A 16,415-nucleotide genomic window follows, 5' to 3' on the forward strand; every position below is an offset into this window, starting at 1 on the left:
GGACACGACAAGGCCAAGATATCAGCCGAATTCATCAAGTCGGTGAAGGGCAACAAGGACGGCAAGCTGATCCTCGTAACCGCCATCAACCCGACGCCGGCCGGCGAAGGCAAGACCACGACTACGGTCGGCCTTGGCGACGGCCTGAACCGCATCGGCAAGAAGGCGATCGTCTGCATCCGCGAGGCCTCGCTCGGCCCGAATTTCGGCGTCAAGGGCGGTGCCGCCGGCGGCGGCTATGCGCAGGTCGTGCCGATGGAAGACATGAACCTCCACTTCACCGGCGACTTCCACGCCATCACCACGGCGCACAATCTGCTTTCGGCGCTGATCGACAACCACATCTACTGGGGCAATGAGCTCGGCATCGACACCCGCCGCGTCGTCTGGCGCCGCGTCATGGACATGAACGACCGGGCGCTGCGCGAGATCATCTGCTCGCTCGGCGGCGTCGCCAACGGTTTCCCGCGCGAGGGCGGCTTCGACATCACCGTTGCTTCGGAAGTGATGGCTATCCTGTGCCTGTCGACCGATCTGAAGGACCTGGAAAAGCGCCTCGGCGACATCATCGTCGCCTATCGCCGCGACAAGTCGGCCGTCTATGCCCGCGACCTCAAGGCCGACGGCGCCATGGCCGTGTTGCTCAAGGACGCCATGCAGCCTAACCTGGTGCAGACGCTGGAGAACAACCCGGCCTTCGTGCATGGCGGCCCGTTCGCCAACATCGCGCATGGCTGCAACTCGGTCGTCGCCACCACGACGGCGCTCAAGCTCGCCGACTACGTCGTCACCGAAGCCGGCTTCGGCGCCGACCTGGGTGCTGAAAAGTTCTTCGACATCAAGTGCCGCAAGGCAGGCCTCAAACCGGCGGCGGCCGTCATTGTCGCCACCGTGCGCGCCATGAAGATGAATGGCGGCGTCAAGAAGGAAGACCTCGGCAAGGAGAACGTCGAGGCGGTGAAGAAGGGCTGCGCCAACCTCGGCCGCCACATCGAGAATATCCGCCAGTTCGGCGTGCCGGCGGTGGTTGCGATCAACCACTTCTACTCCGACACCGACGCCGAAATCCAGGCGATGAAGGACTATGTCGCCTCGATGGGCGAAGAGGCGATGCTGTGCAAGCACTGGGCGCACGGCTCGGCCGGCATCGAGGATCTCGCCAACAAGGTGGTGGCACTGGCCGAATCCGGTGCTTCGCAGTTCGCGCCGCTCTATCCCGATGCGATGCCGCTGTTCGAGAAGATCAACACCATCGTCCAGCGTATCTATCGCGGCTCGGAAGCGATCGCCGACAAGTCGGTGCGCGACCAGCTCAAGGCCTGGGAAGACGCCGGATACGGCCACCTGCCGGTGTGCATGGCCAAGACGCAGTACTCGTTCTCGACCGACCCGAACCTGCGCGGCGCGCCGACCGGCCACACGGTGCCGGTGCGCGAGGTCAGGCTTTCGGCAGGTGCGGGCTTCGTCGTCATCATCTGCGGCGAGGTCATGACCATGCCCGGCCTACCGAGGGCGCCGTCCTCGGAAAAGATCTTCCTCAACGAGATGGGCCAGATCGAAGGCCTGTTCTAGAATCCTTCTATTCGAACAGAAAGGGCGCCGCAGCGATGCGGCGCCCTTTCTGTTTTCAGATAGTCCCTACGCGGCGCTGCGTGACAGCGCCCGCTGGTTGGAGCCGAAGATGGTGTCGCGTTCCGGCAGCGCGCCGGTCTTCAGGCACTCGACCCATTCGGCGGTCTTGAGCACGGCGGCAAAGCGCGACTGCAGGATGATCGTGACCACGCGGTGGATCTCCTCGGCCGAGGCGTAGCCGGCGCTGTTGGCGTAAGGCACCGATCCGGTCGCATCCGACAGGAACTCGACGGCAAAGCCCATATGCACGGCGTGGATGATGGTCGACAGGTCGCAATTGTGCGTCATGTAGCCGACCACCGTGATCGTATCGATGGCGTTGGCGCGCAGCCAGTCCTCGAGGTCGGTGCCGGTGAAGGCGGAGGGCAGGTTCTTTTCGACATAATGGTCGCGCCCACGCCTGGCGATTTCGGGATGCAGTTCGCCGCCATGGCTTCCCCCGGCGAAGATCGGCGATGTCTCGGGCGCCATCTGCTTGACGACCACCACCTTGATGCCGGCAGCAGTCGCTGCATCCATCGCCCGCGCCACATGGACGACGCTGTCGCGGAACGGCGGATGCTGGATGGCAAGACTGCCGCCATCATAATCGTTCTGCACATCGACGACGATCAGCGCCCGGCGTGGCGTGGTGTTGGCTGGGTCAGACATGGTGTTTTCCTTTCCGGCTTGAATGTGATGGACCGAAAATAGGCGGACTCCGCGACAGTCGAAAGTGGCCCGATTGACATCATTCGAAAGAATTGGGACAATCCGCATTCAACTGCCGGAAGCACCCATGACCGACCCGATCATTGCCGTACTCGCCTTCGACGGCATCAGCCCGTTCCACCTTTCCGTACCGTGCCTGGTCTTCGCAGAGGACAGGACGGCGCTTGGCCTGCCGCGCTTCGACTTCCGCATCTGCGCGGTCAAGCCCGGCCCGATCCACACCGAGGCCGGACTGACAATTGCCGCGCCGCATGGGCTCGAAGGGCTCGACGGCGCCGATATCGTCATCATTCCAAGCTGGCATCATCTCGGCGAACCGGCATCGCCGCCGCTGATGGAGGCGTTGCGCCGGGCGCACCAACGCGGCGCCTTGATCGTCGGCCTGTGCCTTGGAACCTTCGCCATTGCCGCGGCCGGGCTGCTTTCGGGCCGTCGTGCCGCGACGCACTGGGCCTATTCCGAACAGTTGCAGAAACTCCACCCCGACGTCGCCGTCGATGCCTCGGTGCTCTATGTCGACAATGGTGACATCGTGACCTCGGCCGGCGTCGCCGCCGGTCTGGACTGCTGTCTCCACATCGTGCGCGCCCGCTACGGCGCGGAAGCGGCACTGCGGCTCGCCCGCCAGATCGTCCTTTCTCCGCATCGGCAGGGCGGCCAGGCGCAATTCATCGAGCATCCGGTGGAAAGAAGCGCAGACGCCGACCGGTTCACCCAAGCCCTCGACGCGGTTCGCGCGGCGCTCGGAGAGACGCATAGCCTGGATAGCGTCGCCGAGGCCGCCGGCCTGACCCGGCGCACCTTTACCCGCCGCTTCCAAAAATCGATCGGCACCAGTTTCGGCGATTGGCTGACCAGCCAACGGATAGAACTGGCTCAACGGTTGCTGGAGGCGACCGAAAAGTCGATGGACATGGTCGCCTTCGAAGCCGGCTTCGGCAGCGCCACCTCGCTGCGCCAGCATTTCGCCGCAAGGCTGAGGACATCGCCGGCGCAATATCGGCGCGAATTCTCCAGAAGGACCGACCAGGGCGAGCGCATGACGTACGTTCTGTCGTCCTGATCTATTCAGTCCCGCTTGACCTGATGTGCCGGATTGCCGACCACCGTGGTGTTCGCAGCCACGTCGCGCGTCACCACCGCGCCGGCGCCGACGATGGCACCTTCACCGATGCTGACGCCGCCAAGGATGACGGCTGAGCCGCCGATCCACGCATTGGCGCCGATCTCGACCGGCTTGGCGATCTCCAGTCCAGCTTGCCGCCCAGCGACCTCCTTGTGATGCTCGGCGCAATAAATCTGCACATTGGGACCGAGCAGCGTTCCCTTGCCGATGCGCACACTCGCCGTGTCGAGGATGGTGCAGCCGGCATTGAGGAAGACGCCGTCGCCGAGAAAGATGTTGAAACCATAGGCGCAGTGAAACGGCGCCTCGATGCGGGCACCCTCGCCGGCGTTGCCGAGTAAAGCTTTCAAGCCCGACCCGAGATTGCCGCGCTGCCGCGGCGGCAGGCAATTGTGCTCGAACACCGCGTCACGCGCTACCACACGCAAGGACTCCAGCTCATCATCGAGGCAGGTGTACCATTCGCCGGCCGCCATCTTCACGCGCTCGCTTTCGGCTATGACGCGGTCTCCAGTTCACGTCCTTCAAAAGCACAAGTGCGGCCAACAGAAAAGCGCCGATGCAAGTACTGGTCAAATATTGGACCTATGGTAGCCTGCGTCTCAAGGCCGTCCTGGCCCGGTGATCGAGGGGGATCGACCATGCTCTACATTCTCGCACTTCTGATCGGCGTCGTTGCCGGTCTTCGCGCCATGACGGCGCCGGCTGCCGTTGCCTGGGGCGCTTATCTCGGCTGGCTGCCGGTTGCCGGCACCTGGGCGAGCTTCATGAGTCACTGGGCGGCTGTCGGCATCTTCACCATCCTGGCCATCGTCGAACTGGTCACCGACCAGTTGCCGTCGACGCCGAGCCGTAAAGTGCCGCAGCAATTCGGCGCCCGCATCGTCATGGGCGCCTTCACCGGCGCGGTGATCGGCGCGACAGGCGGTGCCACCATCGGCGGCTTGATTGCCGGCGCCATCGGCGCCGTCATCGGCACGCTGGGCGGCGCTGAAGCTCGCGGCCGGCTCGCAGCCGCCTTCGGCAAGGATCCGCCCGCCGCCTTCATCGAGGACGCGGTGGCGATCATCGGCGGCCTGCTGATCGTAGCGGCGGTGGCATGACGACGAAAACCTTCGACGCCATCATCATCGGTGCCGGACAGGCTGGCCCTCCGCTGGCCGGCCGACTGACGGCCGCCGGCATGAGCGTGGCGCTGATCGAGCGCAAGCTGGTCGGCGGCACCTGCGTCAACACCGGCTGCATGCCGACCAAGACCATGGTCGCCAGCGCCTACGCCGCGCATCTTGCGCGCCGCGCCGCCGACTATGGCGTGACGCTCAGTGGCCCCGTCGGCGTCGACTATGCCAGGATCAAGGCGCGCAAGGACAAGGTGACGATCGACGCCCGCACCAATCTCGAGACCTGGATTGCCGGCATGGACAAATGCACCCTCTATCGCGGCCATGCGCGTTTCGAATCCGCCAACACGGTGCGCGTCGGCGACGATCTGCTGACCGCCGAAAAGATCTTCCTCAACACCGGCGGCCGAGCCTCGGTCCCAGACCTGCCTGGCATCCACGACATCGACTATCTGACCAATTCCTCGATGATGGATCTCGACGTGCTGCCGCGCCATCTCATCGTCGTCGGCGGCAGCTACATCTCGCTCGAATTCGCACAGATGTTCCGCCGCTTCGGTAGCGAAGTTACCGTCATCGAGAAGAGCCCACGCCTGACTGGCCGCGAGGACGAGGATGTCTCCGCCGCCATCCTGTCGATCCTCGAAAACGAGGGCATCACGGTCCATGTCGGCGCCGACGACATCGCTTTCGCCAGACAGGGCCAGGACATTGCCGTAACCTTCTCCGCCGGCAAACCGCCGGCGGTCGGCTCGCACGTGCTGCTGGCTCTGGGGCGGACGCCCAACACCGATGACCTCGGCCTGGAGAGGGCTGGCGTGGAGGTCGACAAGCGCGGCTTCGTCTCTGTAGACGACCAGTTGCGCAGCAGCGTGCCCGGCATCTGGGCGATGGGCGACTGCAACGGCAGGGGCGCCTTCACCCACACCTCCTACAACGACTACGAGATCGTCGCCGCCAACCTGCTGGACAACGATCCGCGCAAGGTCAGTGATCGCATCGAAGCCTATGCGCTCTACATCGACCCACCGCTCGGCCGCTGCGGCATGACCGAGGCCGCGGTGAAGAAATCCGGCCGTCGCGCGCTGGTCGGCCAGCGGCCGATGACCCGCGTCGGCCGCGCTATCGAAAAGGGCGAGACGCAGGGCTTCATGAGGATCCTGGTCGACGCCGACACCAGGCAGATCCTCGGCTGCTCGGTGCTCGGCCCCGGCGGCGACGAGGTTATCCATAGCGTACTCGACCTGATGTACGCCAAGGCGCCCGTCGACACGCTGGCGCGTGCCGTGCACATCCACCCGAATGTCTCGGAGCTGTTGCCAACCATTGCCCAGGAATTGAAGCCGCTGGTTTGACAGCCTGTTAGCGACCCATTTCAAAGCTCTTCCTTTTCTGCATCGCTGCGATGCAGCAATGCAGCTTGCGCACGGTGGCGTCCTTCGCGCAGTCTCAATTTGAACCGATTCAGTCTGGACGCCCCATGCCCTTGCCGATCCTTGCGCTTGCCATTGCGTCCTTCTGCATCGGTACCACCGAATTCGTGATCATGGGCCTGCTGCCCGAGGTCGCAGCCGACCTCGGCGTATCGATCCCTTCTGCCGGCCTGCTGGTTACCGGATATGCGCTGGGCGTCGTCTTCGGCGCGCCGATCGTGGCGATGGCCACCGCGCATTTGCCGCGTAAGCCTGTGCTGGTCGGGCTGGCCGTCCTGTTCGTCATCGGCAATCTGTTTTGCGCCATCTCGCCCAACTACTGGACGCTGATGGCCGCGCGCGTTTTCACCGCTTTCGGCCATGGCGCCTTCTTCGGCATCGGCTCGGTCGTTGCCGCCAGCCTGGTGCCGCGCAACAAACGCGCCAGCGCCATCGCGCTGATGTTCGCCGGGCTGACGCTGTCCAACATCCTGGGTGTTCCCGCCGGAACCGCACTTGGCGAAGCGTTCGGCTGGCGCTCCACCTTCGTTGCCGTGGTCGGTATCGGCCTGATCTCGGTGGCAGCGATCGCCTGGCTGGTGCCGTCCGATGTCGCCCAGCCAAGCGGTGGCGGCCTGCGCGGCGAGCTGCGCGTGCTGGGCAAGCTGCAGGTCTGGCTGGCCATGCTGATCGCGGCGCTGACCTCCGCAAGCCTGTTCACCGTCTTCACCTACATCAAACCCTACCTCACCGAGGTATCGGGCTTGTCGACCTCGGCAGTCACGTGGGTTCTGCTGCTGTTCGGCGCGGGCATGACCATCGGCAACATTATCGGCGGCAGACTGGCCGACTGGAAACTGATGCCGACAGTGATCGGCACGCTGCTGCTGATGGCCCTGCTTTTCGTTGGCTTCAGGCAGTTCGGCGCAATCGCCAGCGTTGCCGTCGGCATCGTCTTCCTGTGGGGCCTGCTCATCTTCGTCGTCGTGCCGCCGCTGCAGATCCGGGTCGTCGAGGCGGCCTCCGAGGGACCGAACCTCGCCGCCACGCTGAACCAGGGCGCCTTCAATGTCGGCAATGCCAGCGGCGCCTGGATCGGCGGCGTTGCCCTTTCCGCCGGTGTTTCCTATGCCAATTTGCCGCTGGTCGGCGCAGCACTCGCTTTGTTGGCGGTCACCGTCGCCGTGCTGTCGCAGGCGCTGGACCGGCGCGCGCCGGTCATCCCGCTTCCGGCTGAATAGCCTCTTGCGCCCATAGCGCGGCGGGCTGGACCAATCGACATCGGCGCCTTCAAATCGCATGTCTCTCGCTCTTGATGGAGGAAGTCATGCAGAAATCGATCGAGCGCATCGCCGGCGAAAGCGAAGGGGTTTCCTACGAATTCCCGCTGTTCCGCTTCACTGGTTCCGACAAGGCTGCTCCTTCGGCATACCTACAGGCGGCACTCCATGCCGGCGAGTTGCCGGGCGTCGTCGCCATCGACGCGCTGATGCCGATGCTTGCCAAAGCGGAGGCCGAAGGCCGCATCAAGGGCAATCTCACCGTCGTGCCCTGGGCCAATCCGATCGGCCGGGCGCAATATCATTTCGGCGAGCATCAGGGCCGCTTCCATCTGGGCACGCGCACCAATTTCAACCGCGGCTTTCCGCTACTCACCGCGCCCGACACAGCGCTCTTGCCCGACACCACCCTTGGCAGCGTCGACCAGCGGCTGAAGACGCGGCTGGTGCAGCTCTCGCTCGGCCATGACATCGTGCTCGACCTGCACTGCGATGACGAGGGCCTCGCCTACCTCTACGTCCACACCAGCCTGTGGCCTGCCATGGCCGATTGCGCCGCCGCCATGGGCGTCGACGCGGTCGTGCTGTGGAGCGAGGACACCGACGGCACCTTCGAGGGCGCCTCGATCATGCCCTACCAGAACGTCCCCGCCGATGTGGCCAAGCTCGACCGCCGCGTCGCCACCACCGTCGAATATCGCGGCATCCTCGATGTCGACGGTGCCCTGGCCGCCGCCGACGCCGACGGCCTCTACCGGCTGTTGGTGGCGCGCGGCGTGATCGCCGATAGCACCCTGCCCGCGCCGGGTCCTTTCACCGGCTTCGTGGCGCCATTGGAAAACATCGACATGATGCCGGCGCCACGGGCCGGTGCCGTGCTCTACGACGTGAAACCCGGCGACCGCGTCGCCAGGGGCGCGCGCCTCGCCACCATCGTCCATGCACCGGGTGAAGCCGACGGCCGCACCGAGGTGTTCGCGCCGCAGGACGGCATCATCCTGACCCGCCGCTCGCGCCGCATCATCCGCGCCGGCGAGGATCTTCTGAAGCTGGTCGGCGACAGGAAGAGCACCGACGCCCGGTCGGGAACGCTGGAGGACTGACTTAACCCGAAATAGCCAGTCGCGCCTTCGCCTCCAGCCATTCCGCCATCTGCCGGTAAGGCACCGGGCCGTGGCTGATGCGGGCGACGCCGAGTTCGGCCAGCCGCTGGCGCGGCGGCACGTGCCCCAGCGCAATGATGTTGACCGGCAACGCGATTGCCTTGCAAAGCGTCTCGATCAGGTCCTCATCGCCAAGACCCGGCGCAAAGAAGCCGTGTGCGCCGGCTTTTTCGAAGGCCTGCGCGCGCTCGATGGCCTGGTCGAGCAGGACGTCGTCATGCGCATCCGGTTTCGCCTTGAGGAAGATGTCGGTTCGGGCGTTGATGAACGCCGGTATGCCGGAGGCCTTGACGGCCGCTGCCGCAGCTTCGATGCGTTTTACCTGAACAGAAATGTCGTGCAGGCCGGTGCCGCCGACAACCTGGTCTTCGAAATTGAAACCGATAGCGCCGGCCCGTAGCGCCAACGTCACCGTGCGAGCCACAATCTCCGGATCGACGCCGTAGCCGCCCTCGAGGTCCATGGTCACCGGCAGGTCGACGGCAGTGACGATGCGCTTGATGTTGTCGAGCGCCAGCTCCAGCGGGATTTTCTCGCCATCGGCATAGCCGAACGCGGCAGCCACCGGCCAGCTTCCGGTGGCGATCGCCTTGGCGCCCGCTTTCTCGACGATCTTGGCCGAACCCGGATCCCAGACGTTGTAGAGAACGATCGGGTTTCCCTTGACGTGGAGGGAATGGAACGTCCGCGCACGCTCGATCTGCTCGGTCATGGTGTTTTCCCGTCTCCTGCTGTTAGAGGAACAGTCTAAGCGGCACTGTCCGCCCTGGCGATGTGCCATGAGACGCTGAAGCGGCGGCCACCGGACAGGCTTTTCAAATCAGTTGCGCATCCGGTTTTTCGCGGCTATGGATTTTCGCCATGAACATGCGTTCGATCAAGACCATTTGGTGGTGGGCCTGCTGACAGCGGCCTGTTCGAACACGTGCGCGTGAAAAGAGAGGGTGGCCGCAACGGAAAGTCCGGGCGGCCATTTGTTTTTTCCAAGCCATTCCCGGGTCCGTTGCCCCAAGACGCTGATGGAGACGGCAATGACGATAAAGCTTCTGGAAAACGGCGCGGAAAGTTTCGTGACCGCGGGTGGCATCACCATCACGCGCGCGCGCCACGACCGGCCCTATGCGGGCGCGATCGACGCTTACGTTGACGGCCTGAATTCGCGCCGCGGCGCTGTATTTTCCTCGAACTATGAATATCCCGGCCGCTACACGCGCTGGGACACCGCCATCATCGATCCGCCACTGGTCGTCTCGGCGCGCGGCCGTGCCATGCGCATCGAGGCGCTGAACCGCCGTGGCGAGGCGCTGCTGCCGGTCATCGGCAAGGCGCTCGCCAGCCAGGCGGATGTCACCATCGCCGAGACGTCGAAGACACTCATCCGCCTCGATGTCGCCAAGCCCGGCCGTGTCTTCACCGAGGAGGAGCGCAGCCGCGTCCCTTCAGTCTTCACGGTGCTGCGCGCCATCACCGCTCTGTTCAGGACCGAGGAAGACGCCAATCTCGGTCTCTACGGCGCTTTCGGCTACGACCTCGCCTTCCAGTTCGACCCGGTCGACTACAAGCTCGAGCGCAAGCCAAGCCAGCGCGACCTGGTGCTTTTCCTGCCCGACGAGATCCTGGTCGTCGACCATTATTCCGCCAAGGCCTGGACCGACCGCTATGACTATGCCGGCGAGGGTTTTTCGACCGAAGGGCTGCCGCGCGACGAAATCGCCGAGCCGTTCAAGAGCCCTGACCGCATCCCGCCGCGCGGCGACCATGAACCGGGCGAATACGCGGATCTGGTGCGCAAGGCGATGGATTCGTTCAAGCGCGGCGACCTGTTCGAGGTCGTGCCCGGCCAGATGTTCTACGAGCGCTGCGAGACGCAGCCATCCGAGATTTCGCGCAAGCTGAAAGCCATCAATCCGTCGCCCTATTCCTTCTTCATCAATCTGGGCGAAGGCGAATATCTGATCGGCGCCTCGCCGGAAATGTTCGTGCGCGTCAACGGCCGCCGCGTCGAGACCTGCCCGATCTCAGGCACCATCAAGCGCGGCGACGACGCCATTTCCGACTCAGAGCAGATCCTGAAACTGCTCAACTCGAAGAAGGACGAATCCGAGCTGACCATGTGCTCGGACGTCGATCGCAACGACAAGTCGCGGGTCTGCGAGCCGGGTTCGGTGCGCGTCATTGGCCGTCGGCAGATCGAAATGTATTCGCGCCTGATCCACACGGTCGACCACATCGAAGGCCGGCTGCGCGAAGGCATGGATGCCTTCGATGCCTTCCTGTCGCATGCCTGGGCGGTCACCGTCACCGGCGCGCCGAAACTGTGGGCCATGCGCTTCATCGAACAGAACGAGAAGAGCCCGCGCGCCTGGTATGGCGGTGCGATCGGCATGGTCAATTTCAACGGTGACATGAACACCGGCCTGACGCTCCGCACCATCCGTATCAAGGACGGCATTGCCGAAGTGCGGGCCGGCGCCACATTGCTGTTCGACAGCATTCCCGAGGAAGAAGAAGCAGAAACCGAACTGAAGGCATCCGCCATGCTCTCCGCCATCCGCGACGCCAAGACAGGCAATTCCGCCAGCACCGAGCGAACCACCGCGCGCGTCGGCGACGGCGTCAACATCCTGCTGGTCGACCACGAGGATAGTTTCGTCCACACGCTGGCCAATTATTTCCGCCAGACCGGCGCCAACGTCTCGACCGTTCGCTCGCCGGTGCCTGAGGAAGTCTTCGACCGGCTGAAACCCGATCTCGTCGTGCTGTCGCCCGGCCCCGGCACGCCGAAGGACTTCGATTGCGCCGCAACCATCAAGAAGGCGCGCGCCCGCGAACTGCCGATCTTCGGCGTCTGCCTTGGCCTGCAGGCATTGGCGGAGGCCTATGGCGGCGAACTGCGGCAGCTGCACATACCGATGCACGGCAAGCCGTCGCGCATCCGGGTCTCCAAGCCCGGCATCATCTTCTCGGGCCTGCCCAAGGAAGTGACCGTCGGCCGCTACCACTCGATCTTTGCCGATCCGGTGCGCCTGCCCGACGATTTCATCGTCACAGCCGAGACCGAGGACGGCATAATCATGGCCTTCGAACACCGCAAGGAGCCTATCGCCGCGGTACAGTTCCACCCGGAATCGATCATGACGCTCGGCCACAATGCCGGCATGCGCATCATCGAGAACATCGTCGCCCACTTGCCCCGCAAGGCCAAGGAAAAGGCCGCCTGACGATCATGGCTGAAGCCGAGAACACGATGGCGACCGCGGCCAAGGCGGCCGCGAAGCGCAAAATCGCCAATCTTGCCTTCTGGTCGATTATCGTCGCTTTTGTCGTGCTCGCGCTGAAGGCTGCCGCCTGGTACGTCACCGGCTCGGTGGCGCTCTACTCGGACGCCTTGGAATCGATCGTCAACGTCATTGCCTCGGTTGCAGCCTTCTGGGCGATCCAGGTCAGCCACAAGCCGGCCGACCAGGACCACCCTTTCGGCCATCACAAGGCCGAGTATTTCTCGGCGGTGCTGGAAGGCGTGCTGATCGTGCTCGCCGCCCTTTTGATCCTCAACGAGGTCTGGCGCCACTGGCAGACCCCGGCACCGCTCGAACAGCCCTGGGAAGGTCTTGCCGTCAACGGCGTCGCTACGGTCATCAACGCCTTCTGGGCCTGGACGTTGATCCGCGCCGGCAGGGCGGAGAAATCACCGGCGCTGGTTGCCGACGGCAACCACATCATGACCGACGTGGTCACCTCGATCGGCGTCTTCGGCGGCCTGGTCGGAGCGATCCTGACCGGTTGGCAGATCCTTGACCCCGCACTTGCCGTCCTCGTGGCTTTGAACATCCTGTGGCAGGGCTGGCATGTCATAGGCTCGTCGATGAACGGCCTGATGGACCGCGCCGTCGACACCCAGGAACACATGCGCATCCGTGACGTCATCTCGGCCAATTGCAAGGGCGCGCTCGAGGTGCACGACCTCAAGACGCGCATCGCCGGCCGCGCCACCTTCATCGAGTTTCATCTGGTCGTCGACGCAGACATGTCGGTCGGCGCCAGCCATGTCATCTGCGACCGCATCGAGGACGCGCTGAAGGCCGAAATCCCCTCGGTGCGCGTCACCATCCATGTCGAGCCCGACGACGAGGCCAAGCTGCCGAAGGGCACGACGGCCGTGCCGTTCGCCTGAGGCGATTTCCTGTAGCGACTTGGGAAAATTAACCGAAGCTTCTCGACTTCGTCATCCACGGGCGAAGCAGGAGCGAAGCTCCGTCGCGGAGACCCGAGGATCCATGCCGCGACCTTCGTAGAGTGCAGCGGAACAGAATTCTGCACCGCAGCAGCGCTCAGATGTCACGCATGGATCCTATGGTCTGCGCCGCCAGTCTCTATCGGCCTTCCAAAGCTGCCTCAACAAAATCGTCGTCAAGTGGCCCGGTCAAACTGTCGAGCCAGACCCAATCCTGCGCAAGCGGTTCGAGAACGACCGCTCGGCCCTCGCGACGGATTGAAATCTCGCCGGTATCGAAACGGTATTTCTTCGGCATGCGTACTGCTTGCGATCCGCCAGACCAAAAGACTTTTGCCTTATCCATTCGCGCCCTCCATTGAAGCTCAAGGCGAGCAGGCCGATTGCGGCATTGGCTGCAGCCGGTAGACCTTGTCGTCGGATTTCGTCTTGCCGTCGGCGGCCTTCGAACACAGGTCGACGATCGCGAGCGCGCTGTTGGGGTTGGCCAGCATCATCGTGCCATTGGCGCCACGCTTGAGGAAAATCTCCTTCTGCGCGATGTCGCAGGAAGAATCGCTCATCTTCGAACTGGCCGCGCAGCGCCACTGATCGGCTTCGCCCTGGCAGGAATAGGTCTGCGTAACCTCAGCCGATTTCTGCCGTGTGGTGACGGTAACGGCAATGTCGGCGCCGTCTGGCCAGTTGGCGGCGTCGCCACCCGAGGCGAAGGACGCCAGCTCTACCTTGCCGCGGAAAACCCGGATCGACCGGGTGAGTTGATCGGGGTGCGAGCCGAGATGCGCTGCATCGTAGTCGCGCCCATAGCAGAAGGCCTGGTCCGGCTTCAGCCGCTCGCGCAGCGGCGGGCCTAGCGCCGGGTCGACCGGATCGATGCGCGCGAACTCCGCCTTGCAGGTCGCCGCTGGGATCGGGTCGAGGCGAAAATTGTCGTCATCCTTGCCGAGTGCCTGCCTGCTATATTCCGCAGCGCCAAGCTCTTCTTCCGAACCGGCATCGAGATAGATGTCGGGCTGCAGATCCGAGAGGAACAGCCGGCCCTTGTCGTCGACCTTCAGCGACGCAAGCGTCCGGTCGCATTCCATGCCGCAATGAACCGGGCCTGTCTTGCCGTCCTCTGACGCATGATTGCACCAGCCGCCGGCCCATTCCGGCGACTTGGCGCCGCGCACGGTGGTGGCGATGAAAGCATTGTAGGACGTGTCGGAATTCACGGTCGGTTCCTCGTTCGGCCGGCTGACCGGATCATGGCCGTAGTAGAAGAAGATCCGCGTCACCTTCTGCTTCGGGTGCGCCTTGAGATGCCCCGCATCATAGACGCGGCCGAAACAGGCATCAGCGCCGTTCGGACTGAGTTCGGTGAGCTTCAGCGCATCGTCGGCGGAGGCCGATCCGGCAAGCAAGCCAAGCAGCGCCGCGCCAAACCCGGCGCCGGCGACTGTCTTCCATTCCCCTGCCCTGAACGCCATGTGATCTCTCCTCCGCATCGACAGGACGCAACGCCAATTTATGCTAGTATTGCGGCCGCAGCCACGCAATTCGCGGCGGGCCGCCAAGCGGAGGAGGATTCCATGCGTCGGCGCGATATGTTCCGCGCGGTTCTTGCCGGAACCGGAACGCTTCTCGGTTTGCGGGCAGCACAGGCAGCCGCCACCGAGCCCGCAAGGCAAAAAGTCGCCTACCACTTGAGCGACACCGACAAGGTCAATTTCGTGCTCGGCAACATCAAGAACCACTATGAGGGCACCGGCGGCAATGTCGACATCGTGCTGGTCGTGCATGGTCCCGCGCTCGCGGCCTTCAAGTCGAAAGGCATATCGGCCGCGATTTCCGGGCGCTTCGCCGGCCTGGTGCGGCAGGGGCTGGAACCCCATGCCTGCGCCAACACCATGCAAGGCATGGATATTTCGCTCCCCGACCTGCTCGCCGGGTTTCATGCCGCCGACAAGGGCGGCGTCGTCAAACTCGCCGAACTGCAAGGCCAGGGTTACGCCTATCTGCATCCGTAGAGCGGTTTGTTGGGCGCAAATTCCCGAGGGAAAGCGCTACTCGCTTTGCCGGGAAACCGCTCCACACGTTTCCTTGAATTGCTCAAAGGCTTGAACACCGGGGTGGCAAGGGCCTACGAAGGACAGGCAGACCTCCCGGAGGAAGAACCGTGCCAGCCACCACACTCAGCATACCCGATCTTGCCGGCAAGGCAGTGCTGGTCACCGGTGCGTCGACCGGCATCGGAGCGGCGCTCGCGCTGGCCTATGCAGCGCAGAAATGCAAGGTGGCGCTGCACTACAATTCGAGTCAAGACGCCGCCGAGAAGCTCGGCCTGACGATTGCCGACAAGGGCGGCGAGGTGTTTCTCGTTCAGGGCGATTTTTCCGTTGCCGCCGATGTCGAGCGCGTCGTCGAAGACAGCGCGCAATATTTCGGCCGCCTCGACGGGCTGGTCAACAATGCCGGCGGCATGCTTGGCCGCATCCCTTATGCCGAGCAGACCGAGGCGCATTACGACGCTGTGATGGACCTCAATGCGCGCTCGGTGCTGACTGCTTCGCGCAAGGCGATCCCGTGGCTGAAGAAACAGGGCGGCTTCATCGTCAACACCTCCTCGATCGCCGCGCGCAACGGCGCCGGCGGCGGCGCCGGGCTTTACGGCTCGGCCAAGGCCTTCGTCTCCAATGTGACGCGCGGCATGGCCAAGGAACTGATCGGCTTCGGCATCCGCGTCAACGCGGTAGCGCCCGGAACCATTCTCACCCCGTTCCACGAGCGCTATTCGACCGACGAGCAGATGAAGGGCATGGTCGCCACCATTCCGCAGGGACGCGCCGGCACGGCGCAGGATTGCGTCGGCGCCTATCTGTTCCTCTCTTCGGACCTTCTCAGCGGCTACATCACCGGCCAGGTGATCGAGGTGAATGGCGGCCAGTTGATGCCTTGAACGGCTACCGGCATACTGGCGGTCTGCATGTTCTTGTCGAAAACCTCAAAGGGAGACAACGGAATGTACGGACTGATCGGCAAGATGCGGGCGGCGCGCGGCCAGCGCGACGCGGTCATGGACCTTCTGCGCGACAGTACAGGCGCCCTGCCAGGCTGCCTGAGCTATATCATCGCCCGCGACCCCGCCGATGCCGACGCGATCTGGGTCACCGAAGTGTGGACCGACGCCGAAAGTCACAAGGCCTCGCTGCAGCTTCCCGAAGTCCAGGCGGCGATCGCCAAGGCGCGGCCATTCATCGCCGGCTTCGAATTCCAGGTCGAGACCCATCCCGTCGGCGGCTTCGGGCTGGCTGACGGCAAGACGGGGTGATCCGCCCACGGCTTGATGCCGAGGCGAGGTTCGCACTCCAGGGTGCAATATCGACAGGTGAACAATCTCGACCCCGGGTTTTGCCAGTCATCGCGCTCCACTTGTAATTCTCTGAAAATGGACTAAGCTCTGTGGACTAAGTCCACTTGGAGAAACCTGCGATGCAGACCGTGAACATCCACAATGCGAAGACCAATCTTTCACGTCTCGTTGACCGAGCTGCCAAAGGTGAGCCGTTCATCATCGCCAAGGCGGGCAAACCATTGGTGAAAGTCGTGCCTATCGATCAGCCGGCCTCGTCGCAGGCGCGAAGGGTCGGTTTTATGGCCGGCCAGTTTTCCGTTCCCGACGATTTCGACCGCATGGGTGGCGAGGAGATTGAGCAACTGTTCGGTGTCAACACTTGAAACTGCTACTCGACACCCA

The 16,415-nt window shown here is 63.8% G+C and carries 17 protein-coding genes; 12 read left to right on the forward strand and 5 right to left on the reverse strand.

The features are described from left to right. Nucleotides 1-1,572, forward strand: a 1,572-nt coding sequence (locus EN984_RS03260; RefSeq protein ID WP_127383629.1) for a formate--tetrahydrofolate ligase, incomplete at its 5' end; no start/stop codon positions are given. A gap of 66 nt (nucleotides 1,573-1,638) precedes the next feature. Here the strand turns inward: EN984_RS03260 and EN984_RS03265 are convergent. After that, entirely contained in the window at nucleotides 1,639-2,283 is a 645-nt protein-coding gene (locus EN984_RS03265) for a cysteine hydrolase family protein (protein ID WP_127266543.1), read from the reverse strand. 127 nt (nucleotides 2,284-2,410) lie between these two features. Here EN984_RS03265 and EN984_RS03270 point away from each other — a divergent pair, with 127 nt between their 5' ends. Then, nucleotides 2,411-3,406, forward strand: a complete 996-nt coding sequence (locus EN984_RS03270; RefSeq protein WP_127266542.1) for a helix-turn-helix domain-containing protein — start codon at nucleotides 2,411-2,413, stop codon at nucleotides 3,404-3,406. A gap of 5 nt (nucleotides 3,407-3,411) precedes the next feature. Here the strand turns inward: EN984_RS03270 and EN984_RS03275 are convergent, their stop codons facing one another. Further along, on the reverse strand, nucleotides 3,412-3,969 hold the full coding sequence (locus tag EN984_RS03275) for a sugar O-acetyltransferase (protein WP_127266541.1): 558 nt from the start codon (nucleotides 3,967-3,969) through the stop codon (nucleotides 3,412-3,414). A 141-nt stretch (nucleotides 3,970-4,110) separates the two neighbouring features. On the opposite strand from EN984_RS03275, the gene EN984_RS03280 reads away from it, so the two are divergent. The 4 genes from EN984_RS03280 (at nucleotide 4,111) to EN984_RS03295 (ending at nucleotide 8,385) form a co-directional block, all read left to right on the forward strand. Beyond that, a complete protein-coding gene (locus tag EN984_RS03280; RefSeq protein WP_127266540.1) occupies nucleotides 4,111-4,572 on the forward strand; it encodes a DUF4126 domain-containing protein in 462 nt (153 codons plus the stop codon). Next, entirely contained in the window at nucleotides 4,569-5,945 is a 1,377-nt protein-coding gene (locus tag EN984_RS03285) for an FAD-containing oxidoreductase (protein WP_127272314.1), read from the forward strand. Before EN984_RS03280 ends, EN984_RS03285 begins: the two co-directional genes overlap by 4 nt. Before the next feature lie 125 nt (nucleotides 5,946-6,070). Beyond that, nucleotides 6,071-7,243: an MFS transporter gene (locus EN984_RS03290; protein ID WP_127272313.1), complete on the forward strand. Its 1,173-nt coding sequence runs from the start codon at nucleotides 6,071-6,073 to the stop codon at nucleotides 7,241-7,243. An 86-nt stretch (nucleotides 7,244-7,329) separates the two neighbouring features. Next, the gene (locus tag EN984_RS03295; protein ID WP_127272312.1) at nucleotides 7,330-8,385 is read left to right on the forward strand and encodes a succinylglutamate desuccinylase/aspartoacylase family protein; all 1,056 of its coding nucleotides are present in this window, start codon (nucleotides 7,330-7,332) and stop codon (nucleotides 8,383-8,385) included. Nucleotide 8,386: 1 nt separating this feature from the next. On the opposite strand, the gene EN984_RS03300 is transcribed toward EN984_RS03295, so the two are convergent. Further along, entirely contained in the window at nucleotides 8,387-9,157 is a 771-nt protein-coding gene (locus EN984_RS03300; protein ID WP_127273278.1) for an isocitrate lyase/phosphoenolpyruvate mutase family protein, read from the reverse strand. A gap of 319 nt (nucleotides 9,158-9,476) precedes the next feature. On the opposite strand from EN984_RS03300, the gene EN984_RS03305 reads away from it, so the two are divergent. Together EN984_RS03305 and EN984_RS03310 are read left to right on the forward strand one after the other, a co-directional pair. After that, entirely contained in the window at nucleotides 9,477-11,666 is a 2,190-nt protein-coding gene (locus tag EN984_RS03305) for an anthranilate synthase (protein ID WP_127271719.1), read from the forward strand. A gap of 5 nt (nucleotides 11,667-11,671) precedes the next feature. Beyond that, on the forward strand, nucleotides 11,672-12,619 hold the full coding sequence (locus EN984_RS03310) for a cation diffusion facilitator family transporter (RefSeq protein ID WP_127271270.1): 948 nt from the start codon (nucleotides 11,672-11,674) through the stop codon (nucleotides 12,617-12,619). A gap of 199 nt (nucleotides 12,620-12,818) precedes the next feature. On the opposite strand, the gene EN984_RS03315 is transcribed toward EN984_RS03310, so the two are convergent. Both EN984_RS03315 and EN984_RS03320 read right to left on the reverse strand, forming a co-directional pair. After that, nucleotides 12,819-13,025, reverse strand: coding sequence for an AbrB/MazE/SpoVT family DNA-binding domain-containing protein (locus tag EN984_RS03315; protein ID WP_032808618.1), 207 nt, complete (start codon nucleotides 13,023-13,025; stop codon nucleotides 12,819-12,821). A 19-nt stretch (nucleotides 13,026-13,044) separates the two neighbouring features. Continuing rightward, on the reverse strand, nucleotides 13,045-14,148 hold the full coding sequence (locus EN984_RS03320; protein WP_127271717.1) for a hypothetical protein: 1,104 nt from the start codon (nucleotides 14,146-14,148) through the stop codon (nucleotides 13,045-13,047). Nucleotides 14,149-14,250: 102 nt separating this feature from the next. On the opposite strand from EN984_RS03320, the gene EN984_RS03325 reads away from it, so the two are divergent. The 4 genes from EN984_RS03325 to EN984_RS03340 all read left to right on the forward strand — a co-directional run bounded on the left by EN984_RS03325 (nucleotide 14,251) and on the right by EN984_RS03340 (nucleotide 16,396). Further along, a complete protein-coding gene (locus EN984_RS03325; RefSeq protein ID WP_127270547.1) occupies nucleotides 14,251-14,688 on the forward strand; it encodes a DsrE family protein in 438 nt (145 codons plus the stop codon). A gap of 149 nt (nucleotides 14,689-14,837) precedes the next feature. Then, on the forward strand, nucleotides 14,838-15,617 hold the full coding sequence (locus tag EN984_RS03330) for an SDR family oxidoreductase (RefSeq protein ID WP_127270549.1): 780 nt from the start codon (nucleotides 14,838-14,840) through the stop codon (nucleotides 15,615-15,617). 63 nt (nucleotides 15,618-15,680) lie between these two features. After that, nucleotides 15,681-15,989 carry a putative quinol monooxygenase gene (locus EN984_RS03335; RefSeq protein ID WP_023809886.1) on the forward strand — a complete coding sequence of 103 codons (309 nt, stop codon included), beginning with the start codon at nucleotides 15,681-15,683 and terminating at the stop codon, nucleotides 15,987-15,989. A 161-nt stretch (nucleotides 15,990-16,150) separates the two neighbouring features. Then, a complete protein-coding gene (locus tag EN984_RS03340) occupies nucleotides 16,151-16,396 on the forward strand; it encodes a type II toxin-antitoxin system prevent-host-death family antitoxin (RefSeq protein WP_056595839.1) in 246 nt (81 codons plus the stop codon). Nucleotides 16,397-16,415 lie beyond the last annotated feature (19 nt).

Source organism: Mesorhizobium sp. M7A.F.Ca.CA.004.12.1.1 (genome assembly GCF_003997835.1).
Classification (GTDB): Bacteria; Pseudomonadota; Alphaproteobacteria; order Rhizobiales; family Rhizobiaceae; genus Mesorhizobium.

Excerpts from the sequence above, each read along its gene's own strand:
- EN984_RS03265 (WP_127266543.1), bottom strand. The coding sequence starts at position 2,283 with ATGTCTGACCCAGCCAACACCACGCCACGCCGGGCGCTGATCGTCGTC.
- EN984_RS03305 (WP_127271719.1), top strand. The coding sequence starts at position 9,477 with ATGACGATAAAGCTTCTGGAAAACGGCGCGGAAAGTTTCGTGACCGCG.
- EN984_RS03315 (WP_032808618.1), bottom strand. The coding sequence starts at position 13,025 with ATGGATAAGGCAAAAGTCTTTTGGTCTGGCGGATCGCAAGCAGTACGC.
- EN984_RS03295 (WP_127272312.1), top strand. The coding sequence starts at position 7,330 with ATGCAGAAATCGATCGAGCGCATCGCCGGCGAAAGCGAAGGGGTTTCC.
- EN984_RS03340 (WP_056595839.1), top strand. The coding sequence starts at position 16,151 with ATGCAGACCGTGAACATCCACAATGCGAAGACCAATCTTTCACGTCTC.
- EN984_RS03310 (WP_127271270.1), top strand. The coding sequence starts at position 11,672 with ATGGCTGAAGCCGAGAACACGATGGCGACCGCGGCCAAGGCGGCCGCG.
- EN984_RS03300 (WP_127273278.1), bottom strand. The coding sequence starts at position 9,157 with ATGACCGAGCAGATCGAGCGTGCGCGGACGTTCCATTCCCTCCACGTC.
- EN984_RS03270 (WP_127266542.1), top strand. The coding sequence starts at position 2,411 with ATGACCGACCCGATCATTGCCGTACTCGCCTTCGACGGCATCAGCCCG.
- EN984_RS03285 (WP_127272314.1), top strand. The coding sequence starts at position 4,569 with ATGACGACGAAAACCTTCGACGCCATCATCATCGGTGCCGGACAGGCT.
- EN984_RS03290 (WP_127272313.1), top strand. The coding sequence starts at position 6,071 with ATGCCCTTGCCGATCCTTGCGCTTGCCATTGCGTCCTTCTGCATCGGT.
- EN984_RS03320 (WP_127271717.1), bottom strand. The coding sequence starts at position 14,148 with ATGGCGTTCAGGGCAGGGGAATGGAAGACAGTCGCCGGCGCCGGGTTT.
- EN984_RS03335 (WP_023809886.1), top strand. The coding sequence starts at position 15,681 with ATGTACGGACTGATCGGCAAGATGCGGGCGGCGCGCGGCCAGCGCGAC.
- EN984_RS03280 (WP_127266540.1), top strand. The coding sequence starts at position 4,111 with ATGCTCTACATTCTCGCACTTCTGATCGGCGTCGTTGCCGGTCTTCGC.
- EN984_RS03325 (WP_127270547.1), top strand. The coding sequence starts at position 14,251 with ATGCGTCGGCGCGATATGTTCCGCGCGGTTCTTGCCGGAACCGGAACG.